The following is a 21518-nucleotide window of genomic DNA, read 5'->3' as shown; positions in this document are numbered from 1 at the left end:
AACGATATAATATAGATGTTTTGTTGCAACTTTATTGCAAAAATACATTTTTCTATAAATTTTTCGGGAGTAATATGAAATAGTGGCCCACGTTATTTTGATAGCCTGCAAGGTGTTCCGCCTCATCGCCATATCCGAAGAACAGGTCGCCACGCACAGGGCCTTTTATCGCCCCACCCGTATCCTGAGCTATAAGAAGGCTTTTGAATTCTTTTTCACTCTCTCCTTTTAGACGCACATCAACCCAAACGGGAGCACCATATGGTACGAAACGCTTATCTATCGCCAGCGAACGCATAGGCGTTAAAGGTACTCCCTGACCGCCGATAGGTCCTCCGTCATGACCAAGTTCACGGAAAAATACATATGAAGGGTTTTCATTTAGGACTTTTACCATTTTATCGGGGTTCAGATATAGCCATTTTTTTATTGCCTGAGCCGACATCTCTTCTTCGTCAATATAGCCCTTATCTATCAGGTAGCGACCGATAGAAACGTATTTATGCCCGTTCTTGCCGTTATAGCCTACCCTCATTACCGAGCCGTCGTCCATCTTTATACGCCCCGACCCCTGAACATGTAGGAAAAAAGCCCGTACAGGGTCGTCAACCCATGCAATTTCATAGCCCTTTCCGGCTAATGCACCTTTTTCTATTTGTTTTCGGCTGTAATATTTGTTTCCGTCTTCAAGGTCAAACGGCTTAGAATAAAGAGGGTATTGGTAAGAGCCGTTGCGAGTCCTGCTGCCTTTTAATTCAATTTCATAATATCCCGTAAAAGTTCCTTTTGTATCCCACCAGTTTCTGGCAAGATAGGGTTTGAAATTAGATTCAAAAAAGAGTTTCGGGTCGGAATATTGTCCTGAAACGGCATTGCGGCAGACCTTTTTCCAGTCGCCATATGTACCTGCTACGCCGCTATTATGCGCAAGCCTGTCTTCGGGCAGTGATTCGAACTTTTTGCATGATTGTAAAAAAGATATCAGAGCATCGTTATGGCTATCGTCCTGCCAGCCCGAAATCTCCTCAAAGCTTGCTTCTTTTAGGGTTAGTTTATCCCCGAAAAGGCTGCATGAACATAAAAAACACAACAAAAATGAAAGGGAAACTAAATTACCTATACGCATAAATATATACCTTATATCTTACCTGATTATAGGTGTATATTTAGCACATTAAGCATATTCGGGAAAGTAAAATTATTTAGAATCGCCCGTAGCTACAAGTTCCCAGTTAGGATTTGAAGATGAAAGGTTGCGGGCAAAAGTCCATAACTCGCTGATTTTGTTAACTGTAGAAGGGTTCCCTTCAACAATATCACCCTTTTTGTCCCTGATAAGGTTTATTTGTTCGGAAACTATCTCAACTACTATTTTTGCGTATTTTCTCTCAAGTGCAATAGATTTTATATTGGAAGCCAATATAGAAACAAGAGTGTTTTCATAAGTTTTTTGGCTTTTCTTCCTGTTCTCTATTTCATCGGTAAAGCTATTATACATATCTTTTGAAAGAAGCTTTCTTAATGTTAATTTATCATCGTTAGCAAATGCCTCTAATATGATTTCAAAAGCCTTGCTTGCACCCGTTAAAAAGCTACTTTCGGTAAAAGACGGGTCTAGTCTTCTGATTTTCTTTATATTCGATGCTATCTCAGGGCCGTGTTTTTTCTCTAATTCGGCGTAATTTTCCGTTACTTCCTCAAACTTTACGTCAGTAACATGCTGCTTCAGTCCCTCAGGGAACTGAACAACGTTATTAGCCGTAGTATGGCTGCTCGGCTTTATCTGATCGTCATAGTCTTTATTACCTAAGCTATTAAAAAGCTTTATTCCTACATAGACAGCTAAAGCGGCAAATAAAATTATATCAAAAGCCATTAGCACTCCCAAAAACATTAATTTAAACTGGTAATTCCTCGTAAAACCCTATATTACATCTTATATCAAATTATAGACTGTTGCAAGATAGTTATTATTACAATAAATTTATATAGTTTTATTATAAACTAAAAATATGAAGAAAAGGTTAAATTAATGACAAAAAAAGAACAAAAGAACGAAAATCAGCCAAATAATCAACAGCCTAACAGGCAGGTTATTATTAACGCACAATATGTAAAAGACCTGTCTTTTGAAAATCCGAATGCCCCTAAGAGCCTGATAGGAAAGGGCGAAAAACCCAATATAGATGTTTCGGTTGATATTCAGGTTCAGGCTATAGAAGGAAATGCCTTTGAGGTTAGCCTTATAATGGGTGCAAAAGCGAAAGTTAAAGATAGTGGTCTTTTCGTAGTAGAGCTTAATTATTCGGGGATATTCTCGGTAGACGTGCCTGAAGGAGAAAAAGAGGCGGTATTGATGGTATATTGCCCTGGAATGCTATTTCCTTATGCTCGTAGAATAATCTCAGACGCAACACGTGACGGCGGTTTCCCTCCGTTAATGCTTGACCCTGTGGATTTTGGAGCATTGTTTACCCAGCATAAAATGCAGCAAAATAAGCAAAACGCATCTAAAGCTAATTAATGACACAATATTTTATTACGGCAACAGGTACGGATATAGGCAAGACATATGTTACATGCTCGCTTATAAAAAGGCTTGTTGCCCAAAATATAAGTGTATTAGGTCTTAAACCTATAATCAGCGGTTGGGAAGATTATAATGAAGAAACGGATACCTGTCGTATCCTTTCCGCTATGGGAAGACCGTTCTTCCCCGATGATATAGATACTATATCTCCATGGCGGTTTATAGCTCCACTTTCACCCGATATGGCAGCGGCAAAAGAGGGTAGGGAGATAAATTTCGATACGGTCGTTAAATTTTGTAAGAGTGCAAAAGCACTATCGGAGCATCTTATAATAGAAGGCGTTGGCGGGGTTATGGTTCCTATAAACAAGGAAAAAACATTTCTTGACCTGATGCAGGAAGTTAATCTGCCTGCGATATTGGTTACGGGTAGCTATCTTGGTACTATCAGCCACACCCTGACCGCTATAAATGCCCTTAAAAGCCGCAATATAGATATTCATAAGATAATCATAAATGAATCTGAAGGCGGTGTAGACCTTCAAGACATCCGAAATACCTTACTAAATTTCACCGATGTTGAGATAGATATATTGGCAAAAGATGGTGAGTTAATACTCGACATCCTTATACCCGAGTGTGTTGCCTGATTTTTCAAACACTTATAATTATCGTCCTAAATTCGTTCCAATAAAATTTGCAATGTAATAAAAATTATACTACAATGAGGCGTAATAGCAGCATTGTTTTTTGAAAAGGCATTGAATAACCGAAGGGGGGAGTTAAATGGGAGAAAAAAACAAAACTTGTAACAAAGAACTTTCTAAGAAAATTATAAGTGCTTTGGAGCTGGATTTGACGGATATGAAGATAACCGGTAAAAGAATACTTCAGACAATAAGTGAATTATCCGAAAATGAGAAAAAAGAGCTTTTTAGCTGTAACCGCTTTGAGTCCGATAATCAGATATATGAAGGCTCGTTTTTGGATATAGTCAGCCATAATATCAACAATAATAAGGTGGTTAATTTTATACTTGATGAAGCCGATAAATACGGGCTTGCCGATTTCCAGCTTACTGATACAAATAATCGTGAACAATCGACCGCTCTGCACCGGCTTGCTTCCCATACATGCCCCGAAGTGTTAACCCATGCTCTGGAAGTATTGGGTGATAATGCCAACAAGGCTCTTTCAATAAGAGATAGGAACGGTAATACACCTATTCATTAAGCCTGACTCGAAATAAAAGTCATCCGATGGTCAAGTATAGTATTTTTACTTTTCAATAGTTAGAGTTGTCATCCCCGACTTGTTCGGGGATCTGAATAAGTTAAAACAAGATCCCCCTATAATTTGCTTCGCAAATTCGGGGGATGACAGCATTGTTGAAAAGTTAGTTACGATACTTGTAACTATTTCTCAACAACCTTAGCCCACTGGGGAACGGTTTTAGCTTTAATGTCAAATACCGCACTTATCAAGGTGTATGAAAGTAAGGTGATAAGTATTATAGATATAATATTCATAACCGTACCGACCTTTACCATCTGGGCAATTTTTATATAACCGCTGGCAAAAACAATAGCGTTCGGCGGTGTTGCCATAGGCAGCATGAACGCACATGAAGAGGCTAAAGTAGCCCCTATAGCAAATAACAACGGATTCTCACCAAAGTTCAGTGCAATTCCGGCAAGAACAGGCAGGAATATAGTAATAAGTGCAAGGTTACTCATAACTTCCGTTATAAATAAAGTTACTATAAAGCAAAGCACTACTATACCGAAAATGCCCAGTGAATCAAAAGACGATATTTGCTCACCGATAACACTGACCAGACCGCTTTTATCCATAGCACCGGCTATGCTAAGACCTCCGCCGAATAACAGCAATATGTTCCAAGGCATTTTTATCATGTCGTTATTCTCAGGTCGTCCTCCCCATTGCATCAGAAATCCCTTTTTATCTTCCCTCGGTATTAAGAACAATATTATTGATGCAGCTATAGCAATACCTGCGTCCTTTATGGCAAAAGGAAGTATGGAAGACTTAAATATCCATAAAAGTGCCGTAGATACAAATACTACAAGAACCATTATCTCGTTATATGATATCTTACCGAGAGCCTTATAGCGTTTTTCTATCTCTGAACTTGCACCCGCAATATTTCCCATACGGCTTGGATATACAAGGAAGCACAATACGAACCAGCAGGCTATCAGCATAAGTACGGCAAAAGGCAGGCCTATCATTATCCACGAGCCGTACTCAACAGTATAATCATACTGTTTTTGCATGAAGGCTGCAAAAATAGCATTTGGCGGAGTTCCCGTTAATGTTGCCGTTCCGCCTATATTTGCGGCAAAGGCTATGCCCAGCACCAGCGATAACGCAAAACGTGCCGTAGATTGAGGCAACTCGCTTTGTGCCTTGCCGTTGGTTACCAATGCAAGTATAGATGCCGCTATCGGTAGCATCATAACGGTAGTTGCGGTATTACTAAGCCACATGCTCAAAAAAGCCGTCGCAATCATAAAGCCTAATATTATACCGTTGGCGTGAGTCCCTGTTTTTCTGACTATAGCAAGTGCAATCCTTGTATGCAGATTCCATTTTTCCATGGCAAGGGCGATGGTAAAGCCGCCAAGGAACAGGAAAACAATATGGTTACCGTAATTGGCAGTGACTTCATTTAACGGGACAACCTTCAATACCGGAAACAGGACGATAGGTAATAATGCGGTTATGGCAATAGGTACGGCTTCGCTTATCCACCATATCAACATCAGGGATATAACGGCGATAACACGCCAGCCCGTATCTCCTATAGCATCGGGTGCAGGTATTAGCAACATTGTAAAGAATAAACTTATACCGACGATTATAAATGCTAAGGATCTTTTCATGCGTAATGGAAATAGTTGAATTGACGATAAATTTAACAATCAAGCTATAAGAATATAAGTAAGCCACCACAAAATACAACAATTAATTGCAAGGCGCAAAAAAGAAAATCCCCTGATCGTTTATTAAAACAAGGGATTTTCAAGGTAATTTAGAATACAAAATCAGAGGCAGTAAGGTCATGCCCGCCATTTAACTGAACGAAAAAATCCACGCTGTTACCTGCGATAGTCGTAGTTCCGCCCTGATTATCAACGGTAATATCCGCAAAGCTGCTTATTCCGTCAAAATCAAGCTCGGAAAGGTCTATAATATCCGTTCCTTGTTCAAAACCGAAAATTATATCAAAGAAGCTGCCGTTGGATTCAAATGTTGATACGTATTTGAAGGTGTCAACACCTTCTCCGCCGGATATTTTATCAGCACCTAAACCGCCGATGAGAAGATCGTCACCTTCCCCGCCGAACAACCAGTCATTTCCTTCTCCGCCGTTAACTTCGTCATTGCCCGTACCGCCGAACAGGAAGTCCTGACCGTTCTCACCGAATATACGGTCGTTACCCGAACCTGCCAACACCATATCACTGTCGGCTCCTGAAACTACAGTATCATCACCGCCACGGCTTATAATAAAATCCTGACCGATACCTGTAGAGATATCGTCATCGTTGTCACCTGTTATTATAAAGTCATTAAAAAGCATAATAAAATCCTCACTAAAAAATTAATCTTTTTGTACCTTAAAGGAGTAAGTGCCGCTTGTCTATTATTTTGATATTTTAAAAGGAGGCTTTTCCCTCAGCTACAAGCCGTAAGGTCTTGGGGTATATTTCATGTTCTTTTTCAAGGATTTTAGCTGTCAGGCTCTCCACGGTTTCATTTTCATCAACTTTAACCGCCGCCTGTGCGATAATAGGCCCTGCGTCCATTTCTTCGGTTACAAAATGAGTGGTACAGCCTGCAATCTTTACGCCGTATTCTAACGCCTGTTTTTGTGCATTAACACCTTTAAAAGAAGGTAGCAAAGAGGGGTGGATATTAACAAGCTTGCCCTGCCATTTTTGTGTAAACCAGCCTGATAAAAGACGCATAAAACCTGCCATGCAGATAAATTTAGCACCTGATTCAATAATCACCTTGTCCATCTGTCTATCAAATTCCTCACGGGAGGCAAAATCCTTATGATTTACAACGGCGGTTTTGATGCCTGCTTTTTTTGCACGTTCTAATCCGTATGCATCGGCTTTATTAGATAGCACTAATACTATTTGAGCGGGAAAATCACTATTGCCGCATGCGTCAATCAAAGCCTGAAGGTTTGTACCGCTGCCTGATATAAGAACTGCTGTTTTTAGTTTTTGCATTTTTGTATTCCTTTTAATGTCACCCGAATCTTCTGCCTAGAAGACCTTTTCAGTGGCTTTTAAGCTTAAAATTAGATGCTTAAATATAGTAAATTCAAATTTACTATAAATTCAATATGACAAAAGAACAAATATTAAGCTGCCAAGGTTTCCCTTATCTTGGCAATAGCTTCTTCAACCTTATCACCGTTAGTTCCGCCTGTTTGTGCAAAATTAGGCTTGCCTCCGCCACCCTTAGCACCCAGAATATCGGCGGAGGCACGCACTAATTCCACAGCATTTACCTTTGAAGTCAGGTCGTCACTTACCGCAATAATCAGTGAGCCTTTGCCTTCAAAGGAAGATGTCGCAGCAACTACGCCCGAACCAATCTGTTGTTGTAAGTTGCCGACTAAATCACGCAAGTCTTTTGGCGAAACATCACCGAAATTTTTACCGATGAACGCAATGCCGTTTATTTCCTCTTTTTCCACCGTACCGCTCATAGCAGCCTTTTGACGGAGATTTGATATCTGCTTTTTCAAGCCCTTTATAGCATCACGGAAATCATCATCAGATTGTAGTGAATCGGCATTAACCTCCGACTTTTCGCCTAAGGAGGCTGCTTCTTCCTGTAATGCGGTTATTTCAGTTTTGTAAGCATCTATCTGCCGTTGCTTCTTTTCGTCCTGCTGTGCCTCATATGCCTTTACGGCATCGCCTGTGATTGCCTCTATCCTACGTATTCCTGCCGCAATTGCCGACTCTGAAACTATCTTGAACTCTTTGATATCCGATGTGCGTCTTACATGGGTTCCGCCACACAGCTCTACGGAATAATCCCCACCAGCGTTAAGACCCATATTTACAACACGCACCTCATCACCGTATTTCTCGCCGAATAATGCCATAGCACCGGCTTTTATAGCGGCTTCAGGCTCCATAACACGTGTCATGACCGCTGAATCCTGTCTGATTATTTCATTTACCTTATCTTCAGCCTGCTGCAATTCTTCTTTGGTTACGGCTTTAGGGTGTGATATGTCAAAACGCAACTTGTCCTCAGCCACTAATGACCCTTTTTGCGTTACATGCTCGCCCAGCACCTCACGCAATACCGCATGCAGGATATGGGTAGCCGAATGGTTGGCACGTAAATTATTGCGGCGTTCCTCATCAACATTAGCGGTTACAACGTCACCTACCTTTATTTCACTGCTTAATGCCTTTCCTACATGTACATGCAATGCACCAAGCTTTTTCTGTGTATCGGAAATCTGCATTTCAAAACCGCTATCCGAGCGGATAAAGCCCTTATCGCCTTCCTGACCGCCTGACTCGCCATAAAACGGGGTCTGGTTTAGAATTATCGAGCCTTCCGCACCCCCATGCAGTGTTTGCACAGGCATGCCGTCGGCAATAATAGCAACCACCTTGCCTTGTGCCTTTATTGCCTCATAGCCGACAAATTCGGTAGCCCCTGCCTCTTCCTTTATCTCAAACCATATTTCTTCGGTTGCCTGTTCGCCAGAACCTTTCCATGCCGCTCTGGCACGGTCTTTTTGTTCCTGCATTGCTTTTTTGAAGCCTTCTTCGTCAACTTCAATATTGCGTCCACGCAAAATATCAACTGTCAGGTCATAAGGAAAACCGTATGTGTCATATAACTTGAACGCAACTTCACCCGATAATATACCGCCTGCCGATATGTCTTTAGTTTCCTCATCAAGCAGCTTCAAGCCTCTGTCTAGGGTTTCACCGAATTTTTCTTCTTCCAGTTTTATTATTTCGGTGATTAAAGCCTCGGCACGTTTTAATTCAGGGTAGGCATCTCCCATTTCATTTACCAGTGCGGATACAACTTTATAAATAACAGGATTTTTACAGCCTAAATTCCTCGCATGACGCATAGCACGACGCATGATACGACGCAGCACATAGCCACGCCCCTCATTTGAAGGCATAACACCATCTGCCAGCAGAAAACTAACCGAACGCAAATGGTCTGCTATAACCCTGTGTGAGGCTATTTTTTCATTATCGTTGTTGCCTGTAGCGTCCTTTATTGCAGCTATCAGATTTTCAAATAAATCGATTTCATAATTATTATGCTTGCCCTGTAAAATAGCGGCAACACGCTCTAAGCCCATTCCCGTATCAATTGATGGGGCGGGGAGGTTAATCTGGTCGCCGTTTGATAGTTTTTCATACTGCATGAAAACCAGATTCCATATCTCGATAAAGCGGTCACCGAACATATCCTCGCCGTTTTCATCAAGCGTCCATTGCCCTTCTATTGAATCTCCATGGTCGTAAAAAATTTCCGAACAAGGTCCGCAAGGTCCTGTGTCGCCCATTGCCCAGAAATTATCATTGGTAGGGATACGTAGTATTTTTTCATCAGGCAGGTTTGATACTTCTTTCCATATAGCAAACGCCTCGTCATCGGTGTGATAGACGGTAACCGATAGTTTTTCCTTTGGCAAGCCAAGCCATTTCTCGTCCGTTACAAACTCCCATGCATAGCGTATGGCATCTTTCTTAAAATAATCACCGAATGAGAAATTGCCCAGCATCTCGAAAAAAGTATGATGACGTGCTGTATATCCTACATTATCAAGGTCGTTATGCTTGCCGCCCGCCCTTACGCATTTTTGCGAACTTGTTGCCCTTACATAATTCCTTTTCTCGTTTTGTGTGAATACGTCCTTAAAAGGTACCATGCCCGCATTGGTGAACATCAAGGTCGGATCATTATGGGGTACAAGCGGTGCGGACTGTACGACTTCATGCCCCTTGCTTTTAAAAAATTCAAGGAATTTGGAACGAATCTGATTTACACTATACATATCATTTTGCTTGGTATTTATATATTAAAAGTAGGCTTTATATAACATGTGCGATATATATGAAGCAAGTTTATTGTATATTGTTGCCGATATCGGCTATTGATTTTAAATAAAAGCATTTTTCACTAACTATAAGTTGACTAAGGTATGATTGAAAATTAATAATACATAGTTAGTACTAACTCATAATCTTTAGGATAAAAATGACAGAAGAGCAAAAAAATTACAGAAGATTGACAGACTATCTGAAAGAATACTGGGATGAAAAAAGGGGTAAAAGGAATTTTCCTGAGTTAAAGGAAATTGACATCAATGAATTTGACGTACAGTTTTCCAAGGATATATTCTTGATAGAACTTGTTCCTACTATAACGATGAATATAGCCAAAACTATTTATCTGGGGAAGAACCTGAACACTGAATTTAAAAAAGATTCATCAGGAGTTCATATAAAAAATTTGATTGTAAGATTCCTTGAAACCCCGATGGATGCATATAACAAGGTTGTTGAAACCAAGAAACCGTTAATACATAATATCGAAATACCTTGTAAGGAAATAGCAACTTTATGCTACAGGCAGATACTCTTGCCCCTTGGTGATGCGGAAAAGGGCGATATAAAAGGAATACTGGGTGGCATGAGGTATAAAAAAAATAAGGATTAATGCATTTGTTATAATAGCTAAAGTGTTCACTAAATACACATATTTGTCATGCTGAATTTATTTCAGCATCTATAGCTTACAAGTATAGTAAATTAACTTTTCAAGAGTTCCAATTGTTATCCACGACTTGTTCGGGGGATGACAACATTATTGAAAAATTAATTTACTTATTGTTCCTTTGAATCCTCAGAATCTTCGTTCGATTTTATGCCGAAATCGACAGATAAAGGTAATGATGACAGTAAATCGCTACTAACACTTTGCCCCATTTTCAATGCGGCTTCATTTTCAGCCATTATCTTGTCATAAAGTTCTTTTCGCAGTACGGACGCACCTTTAGGGAAATTAAATCCTAATTTTACGGATTTGCCTTTGATCTCAATTACCTTGAGTTCAATATCATTGTTTATGATGATTGATTCATCCTGCTTGCGCATTAAATATAGCATAACGATACCTTCGATACTAATTACAAAAAATAGGGGTAAAACAGCCTACTTGTTAAAATACAAGTACTTACAAAATAAATTTTCGATGCAACCCCTTGCTTTTTATAAAGCTACACTAATTGTGGATAAAACACCAGAAAATTTTTTGAAAAAATGCCTTACAAACCAAAATCGTAAGGTAAATGCAGCGTCTTAACTAAAGGTCTGCCCATATATTTTTTACTTTTTTCAGGAAGTTCTCAACTTTAGGATTAGTTCCTCTGCCGTCGAGTTCTTCAAATTCTTTTAACAGATCCCTCTGACGCTTGTTAAGTTTTACCGGTATCTCTACGTTGCAGTGTATATACATATCGCCACGGCGACCACCGGAACGCATTACGGTCATTCCTTTTCCTTTCATTCTGAACTTGTCGTCGGTCTGAGTGCCGGAAGGTATAGTGACTTTTGCCCTTGTACCGTCAATTACGGGAACTTCAACATCGCCTCCCAAACTAGCGGTAGTCATTTTTATAGGGACGCGGCAATGTATGTCGTTGCCGTCACGCATAAAGAACTCATTTTCACGCACCGATACGAATATATATAGGTCACCTGCCTGAGCACCACGCAAGCCCACCTCACCTTCACCGGTCAGGCGTATCCTTGTTCCGTCTTCCACGCCCTCAGGAATACTTACGGATAAAGTGCGTTCTTTTCTTAAGCGTCCTTCACCTCCGCACCTGCTGCATGGGTTCGTTATTACCCTGCCTGCACCGTTACATGAGGTACACGTCCTCTCTACGGTAAAGAAGCCCTGCTGCATGCGTATCTTACCCATGCCGCCGCATGTACCGCAATTAGAAGCCGATGAACCGTCATTACTACCTGATCCCGTACATTTATCGCATGTGGTTGCCGATGTGAATTGTATTTTCTGCTGCTTACCGGAAAATGCCTCTTCTAAAGATATCTCAAGGTTGTAACGTAAATCGGAGCCTCTTTGGCTTGCTGTGCGAGCAGTGCCGCCACGCCCGCCCATGAAATCACCGAACAAATCGCCGAAAATGTCAGCGAAGTTCGCTCCGGGATCAAAACCGGCACCGCCTGCATTGCTGCCCACGCCTCCGTTTTCAAATGCCGCATGACCGTAGCGGTCATAAGCGGCTCGTTTTTGCTCATCTTTTAATACGTCATATGCTTGAGATAGCTCTTTGAACTTTGCCTCAGCCTCCTTATCGCCCGGATTCCTGTCCGGATGGTATTTCATTGCCAGTTTACGATAGGCTTTTTTCAGCTCGTCAGCCGACGCATTTTTTTCTACGCCTAAAAGAGAGTAGTAATCCTGTTTTGCCATTTATTCCTTACCGTTAGAAATTTGATAATCAAGAACCTGAAAATTATAAGGGTTGAGAGAATTGACCGTCATTTTGCCGATATTAAGAGGTGCGAACTTGATTTTCGCAGTTTTTTCCCTAGTATTAAACCGAGAACCCGTTTCTTTGTCAATATCTTCGGATACAAAATCTATAACGGCATATGAAGCCGAAGATTCCGGGGGTGATATTTTTAAGGATTTTACTCTGAGAATACGCTCATTTGCCCCTAAAAGTAACGGGCTGTCAAGGTTTGCACCGTTTTCCAGCGATGCTTTAAAAGCGTTATACACTTTATCAGCGGAATATAATCTTACAAAATCATGGTAATTATGGTCATAATTTTCCTGTTGATATGTCTCTCTGGCTTTTAAGTAAAGATGTAGAATGTATTTTTCCCTGTCATGTTGCGAAAGTGCGTTAAAATGCATTATTATGTTCATAGGGACAAAAGTTTTGCCCCCGGTAACCTCACGGGGCGTGCCGGATGCAAACGCACTATTTGTGAAAGTCAGGACTATAACTATAATCGGAATGAGATATTTTTGTTTTGTCATATGTTGCTCAATTTTTATAATAATAACTTTCATTGTATCATAAGTGTACAAAAAAATCTATTTTTAGCTATAAATAAAAAACGTTTATAAAGGAAAAAGAGCCTAGACATTTTAGACCCTTTTTCCTGTAAATCCGTCCGTCTTCCATAAGAAAGACGGGATAAAGGCGTTAACCTTCCGTACCGTTCTTCTTTTTGGACTTTTTGTCGTCGGAGTCTTCGTTAACTTCCGTAAACTCCGCATCTACAACGCCGTCATCATCAGAAGAGCCGCTTTCGCCGTTTGCCGCCTCGGCTGCTGCCTGCGACTGATACATAGCCTCACCAAGCTTCATGGCTGCCTGAGTAAGCGTCTCCGTTTTAGCTTTTACGTCCTCAACGTCTATCTTTTCAGAATCTAAAGCCGATTTAAGGTCTGCAAGTGCATCTTCAATTGCTTTTTTGTCACCTGCCGATACCTTATCCCCATATTCTTTTAAGGACTTCTCTGTTGCAAATACCATGCTGTCAGCATTATTCCTGACCTCTGCAACGGCTTTCTTTTTCTTATCTTCCTCAGCGTGAGCCTCGGCATCTCTTACCATTTTCTCAACGTCCTCATCGGATAATCCGCCTGATGCCTGAATGGTTATTTTCTGCTCTTTTCCGGTAGCCTTATCTTTTGCAGATACATTCACTATACCGTTAGCGTCAATATCGAACTCAACTTCAATTTGCGGCATACCGCGTGGTGCAGGAGGGATATTTTCTAAATTAAACTGACCGAGCAGTTTATTATCGTTAGCCATTTCACGCTCACCTTGGAATACACGTATAGTTACCGCAGACTGGTTATCGTCAGCCGTTGAAAATACTTGCCCCTTTTTGGTAGGGATAGTAGTGTTCCGCTCAATAAGGCGTGTGAACACTCCCCCTAAAGTCTCGATACCAAGTGATAAAGGCGTAACATCAAGCAATAATACGTCTTTCACGTCACCTTGTAAAACCCCTGCCTGAATAGCAGCACCAAGCGCGACAACTTCGTCAGGGTTAACGCCTTTATGAGGCTCTTTGCCGAAAAACTCTTTAACGGCTTTCTGTACTTTAGGCATACGAGTCATACCGCCGACCAGTACAATATCATCAATATCAGATGCTTTTAAACCTGCGTCCTTAAGTGCTTTTTTACAAGGCTCGATAGTTTTAGCTATCAGTTCGTCTACAAGCTCTTCTAATTTAGCACGGGTGATTTTCATGTTCAGGTGTTTAGGACCCGATGCGTCAGCCGTGATATATGGCTGATTTATTTCTGTTTCGGTAGAGCTTGAAAGCTCTATTTTAGCTTTCTCGGCAGCTTCTTTAACACGCTGCATAGCAAGAGTGTCTTTAGAAAGGTCTATGCCGGAATCCTTTTTGAATGTTTCGATGATATAGTTAAGTATCTTTGTATCAAAGTCGGCACCGCCTAAGAAAGTATCGCCATTGGTTGCTTTCACTTCAAATACGCCATCGCCTATTTCAAGGATAGATACGTCGAATGTACCGCCACCTAAGTCATAAACAGCAATTGTCTTACCGTCATTTCTGTCCATGCCGTACGCAAGGGCGGCAGCGGTAGGCTCGTTAATTATACGCAGAACTTCTAAACCGGCTATCTTGCCCGCATCTTTAGTTGCCTGACGCTGAGCATCATCAAAATAGGCGGGAACCGTAATAACCGCTTTATCAACAGTTTCACCAAGATAGCTTTCGGCATCGGCTTTTATTTTTTGAAGAATGAAAGCACTAATCTGGCTTGGAGAATATTTTTCACCTTTTACTTCAACCCAAGCAGCGTTACCTTTACCTTTTATTATTTTGTAAGGTACGTGTTTCATGTCCTCTTTTGTCTCAGGCGCATCAAACAGACGACCTATAAGACGTTTTACTTCATAAATAGTACCTTCAGGGTTAGTCACGACCTGACGCTTTGCAGCTTCACCTGCTACTTTTTCCTTGCCGTCACTTCCGGTGAAAGCTATCATTGAAGGTGTTGTCCTACGTCCTTCATAGTTTTCGATAACTTTTGCGTCCTTGCCGTCCATTACGGCAAAGCAAGAGTTAGTAGTACCTAAGTCAATACCGATTACTGCCATTTTTCAATATCCTCAATTTTCAATTTTATTTTTTTATGACGTAATTTACGCCTTTATAAATGCTATATGGGAAGTAATTTTTTAAATACAAGATAATTAATGAAAAAAAATGATATCGGTTTTATTGTAAGTGTATAGTTGCATATTATTTAATATTATAGTATCTGCGTTACAAATAAATTCTTTTTAATAATTAAGTAGTAATTATGCCAAGCTTACAACTAGTCCTAGCACCCGACCCTATCTTTAAGAAAAAATCCGAACCCGTAGATGAGGTGACGGACGAAATACGCACTCTTATGGATGATATGGCGGATACCTTAAAGGCAGAGAACGGTGTCGGAATGGCGGCTCCGATGGTGGACGTATTAAAAAGGGTTATAGTTATCAATCTGTCCCAAGATGACACGGATACTAAATTATTTATGGTAAATCCTGAAATTATAGAAAAATCCGATGAGACTCAGGTTTTTGAAGAAGCATCTCTGTGCTTCCCCGGAATAAGTGCCGATATTACCAGACCAAGGCGGATAAAAGTGAAATATCTTGACTATGACGGAAAGCCGCAGGTAATAGAGGCGGAAGGATTTCTTGCCACCTGTATTCAGCACGAGGCGGACTATCTTGACGGTGTGGTTTATCTTGATTACCTGTCCAAATTAAAACGTGATACGTTAATGCGTAAAATGAATAAATTTATTAAAAAATACGGACACGGACACGCCTGTTCAACCGGATGTGAGCATTAATCAAACTATTTCTTTAATAGCAGTAAGTGCAAGAGTGTAACATTGGGTTCCGAGTCCGCATATCATTCCCGATGCTATATCGGATAAATATGATTTATGTCGGAACTCCTCTCTTTTATAGATATTCGAGATGTGAACCTCTATCACAGGCTTGCCGAAATTAACTAAAGCGTCACGGATTGCTACGGAAGTATGGGTATATGCCCCCGCATTTATAATAATACCGTCCTGTGTTTTTGAAGCTTCCTGTATTTTGTCTATTATCTCTCCCTCATCATTGCTTTGGAAAAAATCCACTTCTATATCGAGTGTTTGTGCATGAAGTTTGCACTCGTTCTCAATGTCACTCAGGGTCTTGCTGCCGTATATGTCAGGCTCTCTTGTGCCAAGCAGGTTTAAATTAGGTCCGTTGATAATAATGATTTTAGTCATTGAAATAATACATTTTTTATTATATAAGAACTCGTAAGGTTAGAATATATCATATAGGAAAGCAAATATGAAAATAATATTAAATGGAAAAGAGGCGTTTTTAGATGAAAATCTATCTGTGAACAGCCTTATTGCCAATCTTGATCTTGATCCGAGAATTGTGGCTATAGAAAAAAACCGTGAAATAATCCCTGCGTCCGAGTATGATAATTCGGTTATATGTGACGGTGATAAAATAGAAATAGTACAATTTGTCGGTGGAGGCTGATTTGGCAGACCATTATCTTTTAATTAAATCGCTACATCTTATAGCGGTAATCTCGTGGATGGCAGGCATGTTATATCTACCGCGTCTTTATGTTTATCATGCCGATGCGAAAACAGGTGGCGAACTAGATGAAAAATTAAAGATAATGGAGCTTAAACTGCTTCGCTATATCATTAATCCGGCAATGATAGCATCGCTTATTTTAGGCATCATGCTTGCGTTAATATTGGGTAAAGAAGGGCTAGGCGGCTGGTTCCATGCGAAGGTAGCTTTGCTGGTGTTCATGTTCGGTTGTCACGGAATGCTTGCAAGATACAGGCGGTATTTTGCCAAGGGTGAGAATAAACATAGTGCTAAATTCTACCGCATCTTAAATGAAGTGCCTACTTTATTAATGATAGTTATTGTAATCCTCGCAGTCATGAAACCTTTCTAAAAGAGCCTTTTGTGGACGGTAATATATTCTTCGCAGCATCAACCTTGGGAACGCTGGCATTTGCCCTTAGCGGATACTTGCAGGGTGTACGCAAGGAGCTGGATATTATGGGGCTGTTCATTGTTGCCTTCCTTACCGCAAACGGAGGCGGATTGGTGCGTGATATTATGATAGGCGGCGTACCCAATGTTCTGAAGGACATATCGGCATTTTATCTTGTTTTTATAACCTGTATAGCGGCATATTTACTGAAACTGCATAAATATACACGCCTTGAAAGACAGATGTTTTTTGTTGTCAGCGATTCTTTAGGGCTGGTAGCTTTCAGCATTACGGGTGCGGTAATAGCCATAGAGAACGGTCTTAGCCCTTTTGGGGTGGTGGTATTGTCCATCATAACGGCACTTGGCGGAGGAGTGGTAAGGGATTCGATATTAGGCGAGATACCGGCATTATTTAACAGCGAGTTCTATGGCTCGGTAGCACTTTTGATAGCGTTAATGATGATAGCCCTTAGCGAATATTACGAACTTAATAATATAACCTTATCAGCAGTTTTTGTTATCGGTTTTGTTATAAGAATGATAGCTTACAAATATAACTGGCATTTGCCTAAGATTAGGAAGGGTTGAAATCTACCTATACTCAATCTTCACGATTTCATATCCCTTTTCGCCGCGAGGGGTTTTAACTTCTACATAGTCTTCTGCCTGTTTGCCTATAATCGCTTTGGCAAGGGGAGATACTACGGATATCAGGTTTTTCTCAATATCAGCCTCATACTCGCTTACTATCTGGTAGGTAACTTCTTTTTCCGTTTCGTCATCAATTAATGTAACGGTAGCTCCGAATTTTACGGTATCGGGTGTCAGTTTTGAAATGTCTATAACCTCGGCACGGGCAACCCTGTCTTCAAGCTCTGCAATACGCCCTTCAACAAAACTCTGCTTCTCACGGGCGGCATGATATTCTGCGTTTTCTTTTAAATCTCCATGTTCACGGGCAACGGCAATTTCCTCCGATATCTTCGGACGCTGAATCTTTTTTAAATCCTTTAATTCGGCTTCCATTCTTGCAAAGCCTGTATTGGTAATAGGGAAATTGTCGCTCATTTTTCTCTCTTTTTTTCAGTGTTTAGTATTCGGTGATAACAGTTCGGTTAGAAGAGCTTAATTTATTATATAAACTATTTCTAAGACCGTTAATCATCTTTCCGATTTCGCTAGTTTTAATATCTAATAAGTCCAATATATTTTTATGAATATAATTTTGCCTATTTGCAATATAAAATTGCGTTTCAAGCTCAATTCAAGAATCTTAATAGCTCTTTAGTAGATTTTTTGAACTTCCCTCGGCAATGTTAGAGGGAATTGAAACTGTACATCTTCGAATTTGACTTCTTAAACCGTATGTTTCATCACTTGGAAAAGCCTCGGTTTCTTTATATACAAAATCTACTAAATCAATAGATTTTTGCCAAATTTTTAAATCTTTATAACTTTTTACTATTTTTTCCTTAGTTTTCATAAAAACAAATACCAGACTCCGACCACTGATTACTAACCACTAAAAGTAGGACTGTAAAGAAAAAACTTCAAGCCCCTTTTCCTCTTTCATTCTGCAAATGGCTTTAATCAATGCCTTAGAACCTGCTATTGTAGTAGAATACGGAACTTTGTTAAGCAGAGCCGTACGTCTGATACTATAACTATCGGCAATGGATTTTGCACCCTCGGAAGTGTTGATTATTAAGTCAACGCCTCCGTCCTTGATAAGGTCGACAATATGCGGTCTGCCCTCCAGAACCTTATTTATCTTTTCAGCCTCAATACCCGAATCATTAAGGAATTGAGCAGTACCACGGGTTGCTATTATCTTAAAATCTTCCGCAATTAAGGTCTTTGCAAACTCTTTTATGTGCTTTTTATCCGAATCCTTAACCGAAATAAACACGGTTCCGCCCGTTGGGATAGGGTTACTTGCAGAAAGCTGTGATTTGGCAAATGCACTGCCAAAATCCCTGTCCAGCCCCATTGCCTCACCTGTAGACTTCATCTCGGGCCCAAGTAATACGTCAACATTCGGGAATCTGGCAAACGGCAACACCGCCTCTTTTACGGCTACATGCTTTAGTTTTTTCTCTTTTAAATTAAATGAAGCAAGGGTTTCACCTGCCATAATTCTGGCTGCAATCTTAGCGATAGGGGTGTTGGTTGACTTAGCGACAAAAGGCACGGTACGGCTGGCACGAGGGTTAACCTCTAAAATATATATATCACCGTCTTTGACCGCAAACTGAACATTCATCAGTCCTTTTACCTTCAAGGCAAGTGCAAGTTTCCTTGTTTGCTCTTTTATCTGCTCGATTATCTTATCACTAAGTGAATATGGCGGCAATGAACATGCCGAATCCCCTGAGTGGATACCCGCTTCTTCAATATGCTCCATAATACCTGCGATATAAACTTCCCTAGTATCTGAAATAGCGTCAACGTCCACCTCAACGGCATCTGTTAAAAAGCCGTCCAGTAATATCGGTCCATCTTCAAATGAGACGGTTGTTTTGTTAAAATAATCTATCAATGCATCATGGTCATGCACGATAGCCATGTTAGAACCGCCAAGTACATAAGACGGACGTACCACAAGCGGAAAGCCCATATCCTTGGCACGCTCCTCGACCTGCTTAAGGCTGCTGCATATATCATTTACAGGCTGTTTTAACCCAAGCTTGTTAAGCAATGCCTTGAAGCACTCACGGTCTTCCGCCAAATCAATTGCGTCAGGTGATGTTCCGATTATAGGAACTCCTGCCGCCTCTAACTGACGGGCGATTTTTAGAGGTGTTTGACCGCCATACTGCACTATCATGCCCTTAAGCTTGCCTTTTGACGCTTCAACCTCGACAATTGACAGAACATCTTCAACGGTCAAAGGCTCAAAATATAAACGGTCGGCAGTGTCATAATCGGTAGAGACGGTTTCCGGGTTGCAGTTGACCATGATAGTCTCATAACCTGCTTCTTGTAACGCATAAACAGCATGTACGCAGCAATAATCAAACTCGATACCCTGACCTATACGGTTTGGTCCTCCGCCGAGTATTATTATTTTTTCTTTATCGGTAGGGTTTGACTCGCATTCGGCTCCGTTTATGTCGCCGTTTTCATAGCAACTATACATATAAGGCGTTAACGATTCAAACTCGGCAGCACATGTATCGACACGTTTATAAACAGGCGTTACGCCTAGTTTCTTGCGGATATCGGCTATTTTTTCAGGCTTTGTAGAGGCTAATTTTGCAAGCCTCCTGTCGGAAAAGCCTAGTTGTTTTAAAGACAGCATATCCTCTTTATTTTTAGGAAGCCCGTTTTTTTGAACATCTTTTTCAGCATCAACTATGGTTTTTAGCTGTTCTAAAAACCACGGGTCGAATTTTGTAATGCGGTGTATTTCATCTAAGCTCACGTCCTGACGGATAGCTTGTGCTATGTTCAATATCCTTTCAGGTACAACTTTAGCAAGCGATGCCCTGATAGAATCAATGTCATCACCGATATTAGTTTCGTTCAGACCGTCAAGACCCGTTTCCATAGAACGCAATGCTTTTTGTAAGGACTCGGCAAAACATCTGCCGATTGCCATAGCCTCACCCACCGATTTCATCGCAGACGTAAGCAAAGGCTCGGAGCCTTTGAATTTCTCGAAATTAAAACGAGGTATTTTGGTAACCACATAATCAATTACAGGCTCAAATGACGCAGGGGTAACTTCAGTACAGTCATTCCTTATTTCATCTAGCGTATAACCCACCGCAAGTTTTGCGGCAACTTTCGCGATAGGGAAGCCCGTGGCTTTTGACGCAAGTGCAGATGAGCGCGATACCCTCGGGTTCATTTCAATTACAACTAATCTTCCTGTTTCAGGGTCAACGGCAAATTGTACGTTTGAGCCGCCCGTATCAACGCCAATCTCACGTAATACCGCTAAAGATGCATCACGCATCAACTGGTATTCCTTATCGGTAAGGGTAAGGGCAGGGGCAACGGTTATACTATCGCCTGTATGGACTCCCATAGGGTCGACATTTTCAATGGCACAGATGATTATGCAGTTATCGGCTTTGTCGCGTACAACTTCCATTTCATATTCTTTCCAGCCTAAGATGGACTGGTCAATCTGCACCTCGTTAGTCGGGGAGGCATCAAGACCGCTTTTTACTATCTCGTGATATTCTTCCTTGTTAAAGGCAACGCCACCGCCCGAACCGCCAAGGGTGAAAGACGGGCGGATTATTGCAGGCAAGCCCACATAATCCAAAGCTTCATCAGCCTCGGACAGATTGCGTACAATTCTGTTGCGAGGCACTTCAAGACCGATTCTGTCCATTGCCTCGTTAAATAAATGGCGGTTTTCTGCTTTTTCAATAACATCGGGCTTTGCACCGATAAGCTCAACGCCGTATTTATCTAAAATCCCCAACCTTGCTAAATCCATAGCACAGTTAAGAGCCGTCTGTCCGCCAACTGTCGGAAGTATTGCGTCAGGCTTTTCTTTGGCAATTATCTTTTCAACTATCTCAGTCGTGATAGGCTCAACATAGGTTGCATCTGCCAGCTCAGGGTCGGTCATGATAGTGGCAGGGTTGGAGTTCACCAATATTATGCGGTATCCTTCCGCCCGCAATACCTTACAGGCCTGCGTCCCCGAATAGTCAAATTCACACGCCTGACCGATTACTATTGGCCCCGCTCCGATTATCAATATTGATTCTATGTCTGTTCTTTTTGGCATTTTTTCTATCTGGTTTTAGTTGTTAACGGTTAGAGTTCGGTTTGTTTGTTTTAAGCCCCTGAAACAAGTTCAGGGTG

Annotated in this window: 21 protein-coding genes and 1 pseudogene; 8 read left to right on the top strand and 14 right to left on the bottom strand. The window is 41.0% G+C overall.

Translation table 11 applies throughout. The features are described 5' to 3' along the window. Positions 1 to 52: 52 nt before the first annotated feature. The gene (locus tag O2942_03455) at positions 53 to 1126 is read right to left on the bottom strand and encodes an MltA domain-containing protein (protein MDA0781303.1); all 1074 of its coding nucleotides are present in this window, start codon (positions 1124 to 1126) and stop codon (positions 53 to 55) included. Between the two features lie 72 nt (positions 1127 to 1198). Beyond that, a complete protein-coding gene (locus O2942_03450) occupies positions 1199 to 1876 on the bottom strand; it encodes a Tim44/TimA family putative adaptor protein (GenBank protein MDA0781302.1) in 678 nt (225 codons plus the stop codon). A gap of 156 nt (positions 1877 to 2032) precedes the next feature. Between O2942_03450 and secB the strand changes: the two genes are divergently transcribed. The 3 genes from secB (at position 2033) to O2942_03435 (ending at position 3763) form a co-directional block, all read left to right on the top strand. After that, complete coding sequence (gene secB / locus O2942_03445) at positions 2033 to 2524, top strand: protein-export chaperone SecB (GenBank protein MDA0781301.1); 492 nt, start codon at positions 2033 to 2035, stop codon at positions 2522 to 2524. Continuing rightward, entirely contained in the window at positions 2524 to 3180 is a 657-nt protein-coding gene (bioD, locus tag O2942_03440; protein MDA0781300.1) for a dethiobiotin synthase, read from the top strand. The genes secB and bioD overlap by 1 nt, the downstream gene beginning before the upstream one ends. 136 nt (positions 3181 to 3316) lie before the next feature. Next, entirely contained in the window at positions 3317 to 3763 is a 447-nt protein-coding gene (locus O2942_03435; protein MDA0781299.1) for a hypothetical protein, read from the top strand. Between the two features lie 182 nt (positions 3764 to 3945). Here O2942_03435 and O2942_03430 read toward each other — a convergent pair whose 3' ends face one another. The 4 genes from O2942_03430 to alaS form a co-directional block, all read right to left on the bottom strand. Further along, positions 3946 to 5436: an SLC13 family permease gene (locus O2942_03430; GenBank protein MDA0781298.1), complete on the bottom strand. Its 1491-nt coding sequence runs from the start codon at positions 5434 to 5436 to the stop codon at positions 3946 to 3948. Positions 5437 to 5585: 149 nt separating this feature from the next. After that, on the bottom strand, positions 5586 to 6137 hold the full coding sequence (locus O2942_03425) for a calcium-binding protein (protein MDA0781297.1): 552 nt from the start codon (positions 6135 to 6137) through the stop codon (positions 5586 to 5588). A gap of 76 nt (positions 6138 to 6213) precedes the next feature. Continuing rightward, positions 6214 to 6798 carry a phosphoribosylglycinamide formyltransferase gene (purN, locus tag O2942_03420; protein ID MDA0781296.1) on the bottom strand — a complete coding sequence of 195 codons (585 nt, stop codon included), beginning with the start codon at positions 6796 to 6798 and terminating at the stop codon, positions 6214 to 6216. Positions 6799 to 6932: 134 nt separating this feature from the next. Next, entirely contained in the window at positions 6933 to 9626 is a 2694-nt protein-coding gene (alaS, locus tag O2942_03415) for an alanine--tRNA ligase (protein ID MDA0781295.1), read from the bottom strand. Positions 9627 to 9829: 203 nt separating this feature from the next. Here alaS and O2942_03410 point away from each other — a divergent pair, with 203 nt between their 5' ends. Next, entirely contained in the window at positions 9830 to 10291 is a 462-nt protein-coding gene (locus tag O2942_03410) for a PAS domain-containing protein (GenBank protein ID MDA0781294.1), read from the top strand. Between the two features lie 167 nt (positions 10292 to 10458). Here the strand turns inward: O2942_03410 and csrA are convergent, their stop codons facing one another. The 4 genes from csrA to dnaK form a co-directional block, all read right to left on the bottom strand. After that, positions 10459 to 10740, bottom strand: a complete 282-nt coding sequence (gene csrA, locus O2942_03405; GenBank protein ID MDA0781293.1) for a carbon storage regulator CsrA — start codon at positions 10738 to 10740, stop codon at positions 10459 to 10461. 196 nt (positions 10741 to 10936) lie between these two features. Then, positions 10937 to 12073: a molecular chaperone DnaJ gene (gene dnaJ / locus O2942_03400; protein ID MDA0781292.1), complete on the bottom strand. Its 1137-nt coding sequence runs from the start codon at positions 12071 to 12073 to the stop codon at positions 10937 to 10939. Next, positions 12074 to 12649, bottom strand: coding sequence for a type IV secretion system protein (locus O2942_03395; protein ID MDA0781291.1), 576 nt, complete (start codon positions 12647 to 12649; stop codon positions 12074 to 12076). Positions 12650 to 12818: 169 nt separating this feature from the next. Beyond that, positions 12819 to 14762, bottom strand: coding sequence for a molecular chaperone DnaK (gene dnaK / locus O2942_03390; GenBank protein MDA0781290.1), 1944 nt, complete (start codon positions 14760 to 14762; stop codon positions 12819 to 12821). A 206-nt stretch (positions 14763 to 14968) separates the two neighbouring features. On the opposite strand from dnaK, the gene def reads away from it, so the two are divergent. Then, the gene (gene def / locus O2942_03385) at positions 14969 to 15511 is read left to right on the top strand and encodes a peptide deformylase (protein MDA0781289.1); all 543 of its coding nucleotides are present in this window, start codon (positions 14969 to 14971) and stop codon (positions 15509 to 15511) included. Here the strand turns inward: def and aroQ are convergent, their stop codons facing one another. Beyond that, positions 15512 to 15943 (bottom strand): type II 3-dehydroquinate dehydratase, encoded by a 432-nt coding sequence (gene aroQ, locus O2942_03380; protein ID MDA0781288.1) that lies wholly within the window; start codon positions 15941 to 15943, stop codon positions 15512 to 15514. Positions 15944 to 16010: 67 nt separating this feature from the next. On the opposite strand from aroQ, the gene thiS reads away from it, so the two are divergent. Genes thiS through O2942_03365 form a run of 3 tightly spaced genes read left to right on the top strand, consistent with a single transcriptional unit; the run spans position 16011 to position 17279 of the window. Next, a complete protein-coding gene (gene thiS / locus O2942_03375) occupies positions 16011 to 16211 on the top strand; it encodes a sulfur carrier protein ThiS (GenBank protein MDA0781287.1) in 201 nt (66 codons plus the stop codon). 1 nt (position 16212) lies between these two features. Then, on the top strand, positions 16213 to 16647 hold the full coding sequence (hemJ, locus tag O2942_03370; protein MDA0781286.1) for a protoporphyrinogen oxidase HemJ: 435 nt from the start codon (positions 16213 to 16215) through the stop codon (positions 16645 to 16647). Between the two features lie 11 nt (positions 16648 to 16658). Beyond that, complete coding sequence (locus O2942_03365; protein ID MDA0781285.1) at positions 16659 to 17279, top strand: trimeric intracellular cation channel family protein; 621 nt, start codon at positions 16659 to 16661, stop codon at positions 17277 to 17279. A 3-nt stretch (positions 17280 to 17282) separates the two neighbouring features. Here O2942_03365 and greA read toward each other — a convergent pair whose 3' ends face one another. The 3 genes and pseudogenes from greA to carB all read right to left on the bottom strand — a co-directional run bounded on the left by greA (position 17283) and on the right by carB (position 21441). After that, the gene (greA, locus tag O2942_03360; protein MDA0781284.1) at positions 17283 to 17759 is read right to left on the bottom strand and encodes a transcription elongation factor GreA; all 477 of its coding nucleotides are present in this window, start codon (positions 17757 to 17759) and stop codon (positions 17283 to 17285) included. A 22-nt stretch (positions 17760 to 17781) separates the two neighbouring features. After that, positions 17782 to 18174 (bottom strand): annotated as a pseudogene (locus O2942_03355) (four helix bundle protein). Positions 18175 to 18213: 39 nt separating this feature from the next. Further along, positions 18214 to 21441, bottom strand: coding sequence for a carbamoyl-phosphate synthase large subunit (carB, locus tag O2942_03350; GenBank protein MDA0781283.1), 3228 nt, complete (start codon positions 21439 to 21441; stop codon positions 18214 to 18216). Between the last annotated feature and the right edge of the window lie 77 nt (positions 21442 to 21518).

Source organism: Pseudomonadota bacterium, from assembly GCA_027620075.1.
Lineage (GTDB): Bacteria > Pseudomonadota > Alphaproteobacteria > Rickettsiales > UBA6187 > 1-14-0-20-39-49.
The sequence above is the reverse complement of the archived record's forward strand: the minus strand, read 5'-3'. Positions and strand labels throughout refer to the sequence as shown.

Bases quoted from the DNA above. Each gene is read 5' to 3' on its own strand.
- thiS (MDA0781287.1), top strand. From the start codon at position 16,011: ATGAAAATAATATTAAATGGAAAAGAGGCGTTTTTAGATGAAAATCTA.
- secB (MDA0781301.1), top strand. From the start codon at position 2,033: ATGACAAAAAAAGAACAAAAGAACGAAAATCAGCCAAATAATCAACAG.
- purN (MDA0781296.1), bottom strand. From the start codon at position 6,798: ATGCAAAAACTAAAAACAGCAGTTCTTATATCAGGCAGCGGTACAAAC.
- dnaJ (MDA0781292.1), bottom strand. From the start codon at position 12,073: ATGGCAAAACAGGATTACTACTCTCTTTTAGGCGTAGAAAAAAATGCG.
- csrA (MDA0781293.1), bottom strand. From the start codon at position 10,740: ATGCTATATTTAATGCGCAAGCAGGATGAATCAATCATCATAAACAAT.
- O2942_03435 (MDA0781299.1), top strand. From the start codon at position 3,317: ATGGGAGAAAAAAACAAAACTTGTAACAAAGAACTTTCTAAGAAAATT.
- O2942_03430 (MDA0781298.1), bottom strand. From the start codon at position 5,436: ATGAAAAGATCCTTAGCATTTATAATCGTCGGTATAAGTTTATTCTTT.
- O2942_03455 (MDA0781303.1), bottom strand. From the start codon at position 1,126: ATGCGTATAGGTAATTTAGTTTCCCTTTCATTTTTGTTGTGTTTTTTA.
- O2942_03410 (MDA0781294.1), top strand. From the start codon at position 9,830: ATGACAGAAGAGCAAAAAAATTACAGAAGATTGACAGACTATCTGAAA.
- bioD (MDA0781300.1), top strand. From the start codon at position 2,524: ATGACACAATATTTTATTACGGCAACAGGTACGGATATAGGCAAGACA.
- carB (MDA0781283.1), bottom strand. From the start codon at position 21,441: ATGCCAAAAAGAACAGACATAGAATCAATATTGATAATCGGAGCGGGG.
- greA (MDA0781284.1), bottom strand. From the start codon at position 17,759: ATGAGCGACAATTTCCCTATTACCAATACAGGCTTTGCAAGAATGGAA.
- O2942_03450 (MDA0781302.1), bottom strand. From the start codon at position 1,876: ATGGCTTTTGATATAATTTTATTTGCCGCTTTAGCTGTCTATGTAGGA.
- O2942_03395 (MDA0781291.1), bottom strand. From the start codon at position 12,649: ATGACAAAACAAAAATATCTCATTCCGATTATAGTTATAGTCCTGACT.
- def (MDA0781289.1), top strand. From the start codon at position 14,969: ATGCCAAGCTTACAACTAGTCCTAGCACCCGACCCTATCTTTAAGAAA.
- aroQ (MDA0781288.1), bottom strand. From the start codon at position 15,943: ATGACTAAAATCATTATTATCAACGGACCTAATTTAAACCTGCTTGGC.
- O2942_03425 (MDA0781297.1), bottom strand. From the start codon at position 6,137: ATGCTTTTTAATGACTTTATAATAACAGGTGACAACGATGACGATATC.
- dnaK (MDA0781290.1), bottom strand. From the start codon at position 14,762: ATGGCAGTAATCGGTATTGACTTAGGTACTACTAACTCTTGCTTTGCC.
- alaS (MDA0781295.1), bottom strand. From the start codon at position 9,626: ATGTATAGTGTAAATCAGATTCGTTCCAAATTCCTTGAATTTTTTAAA.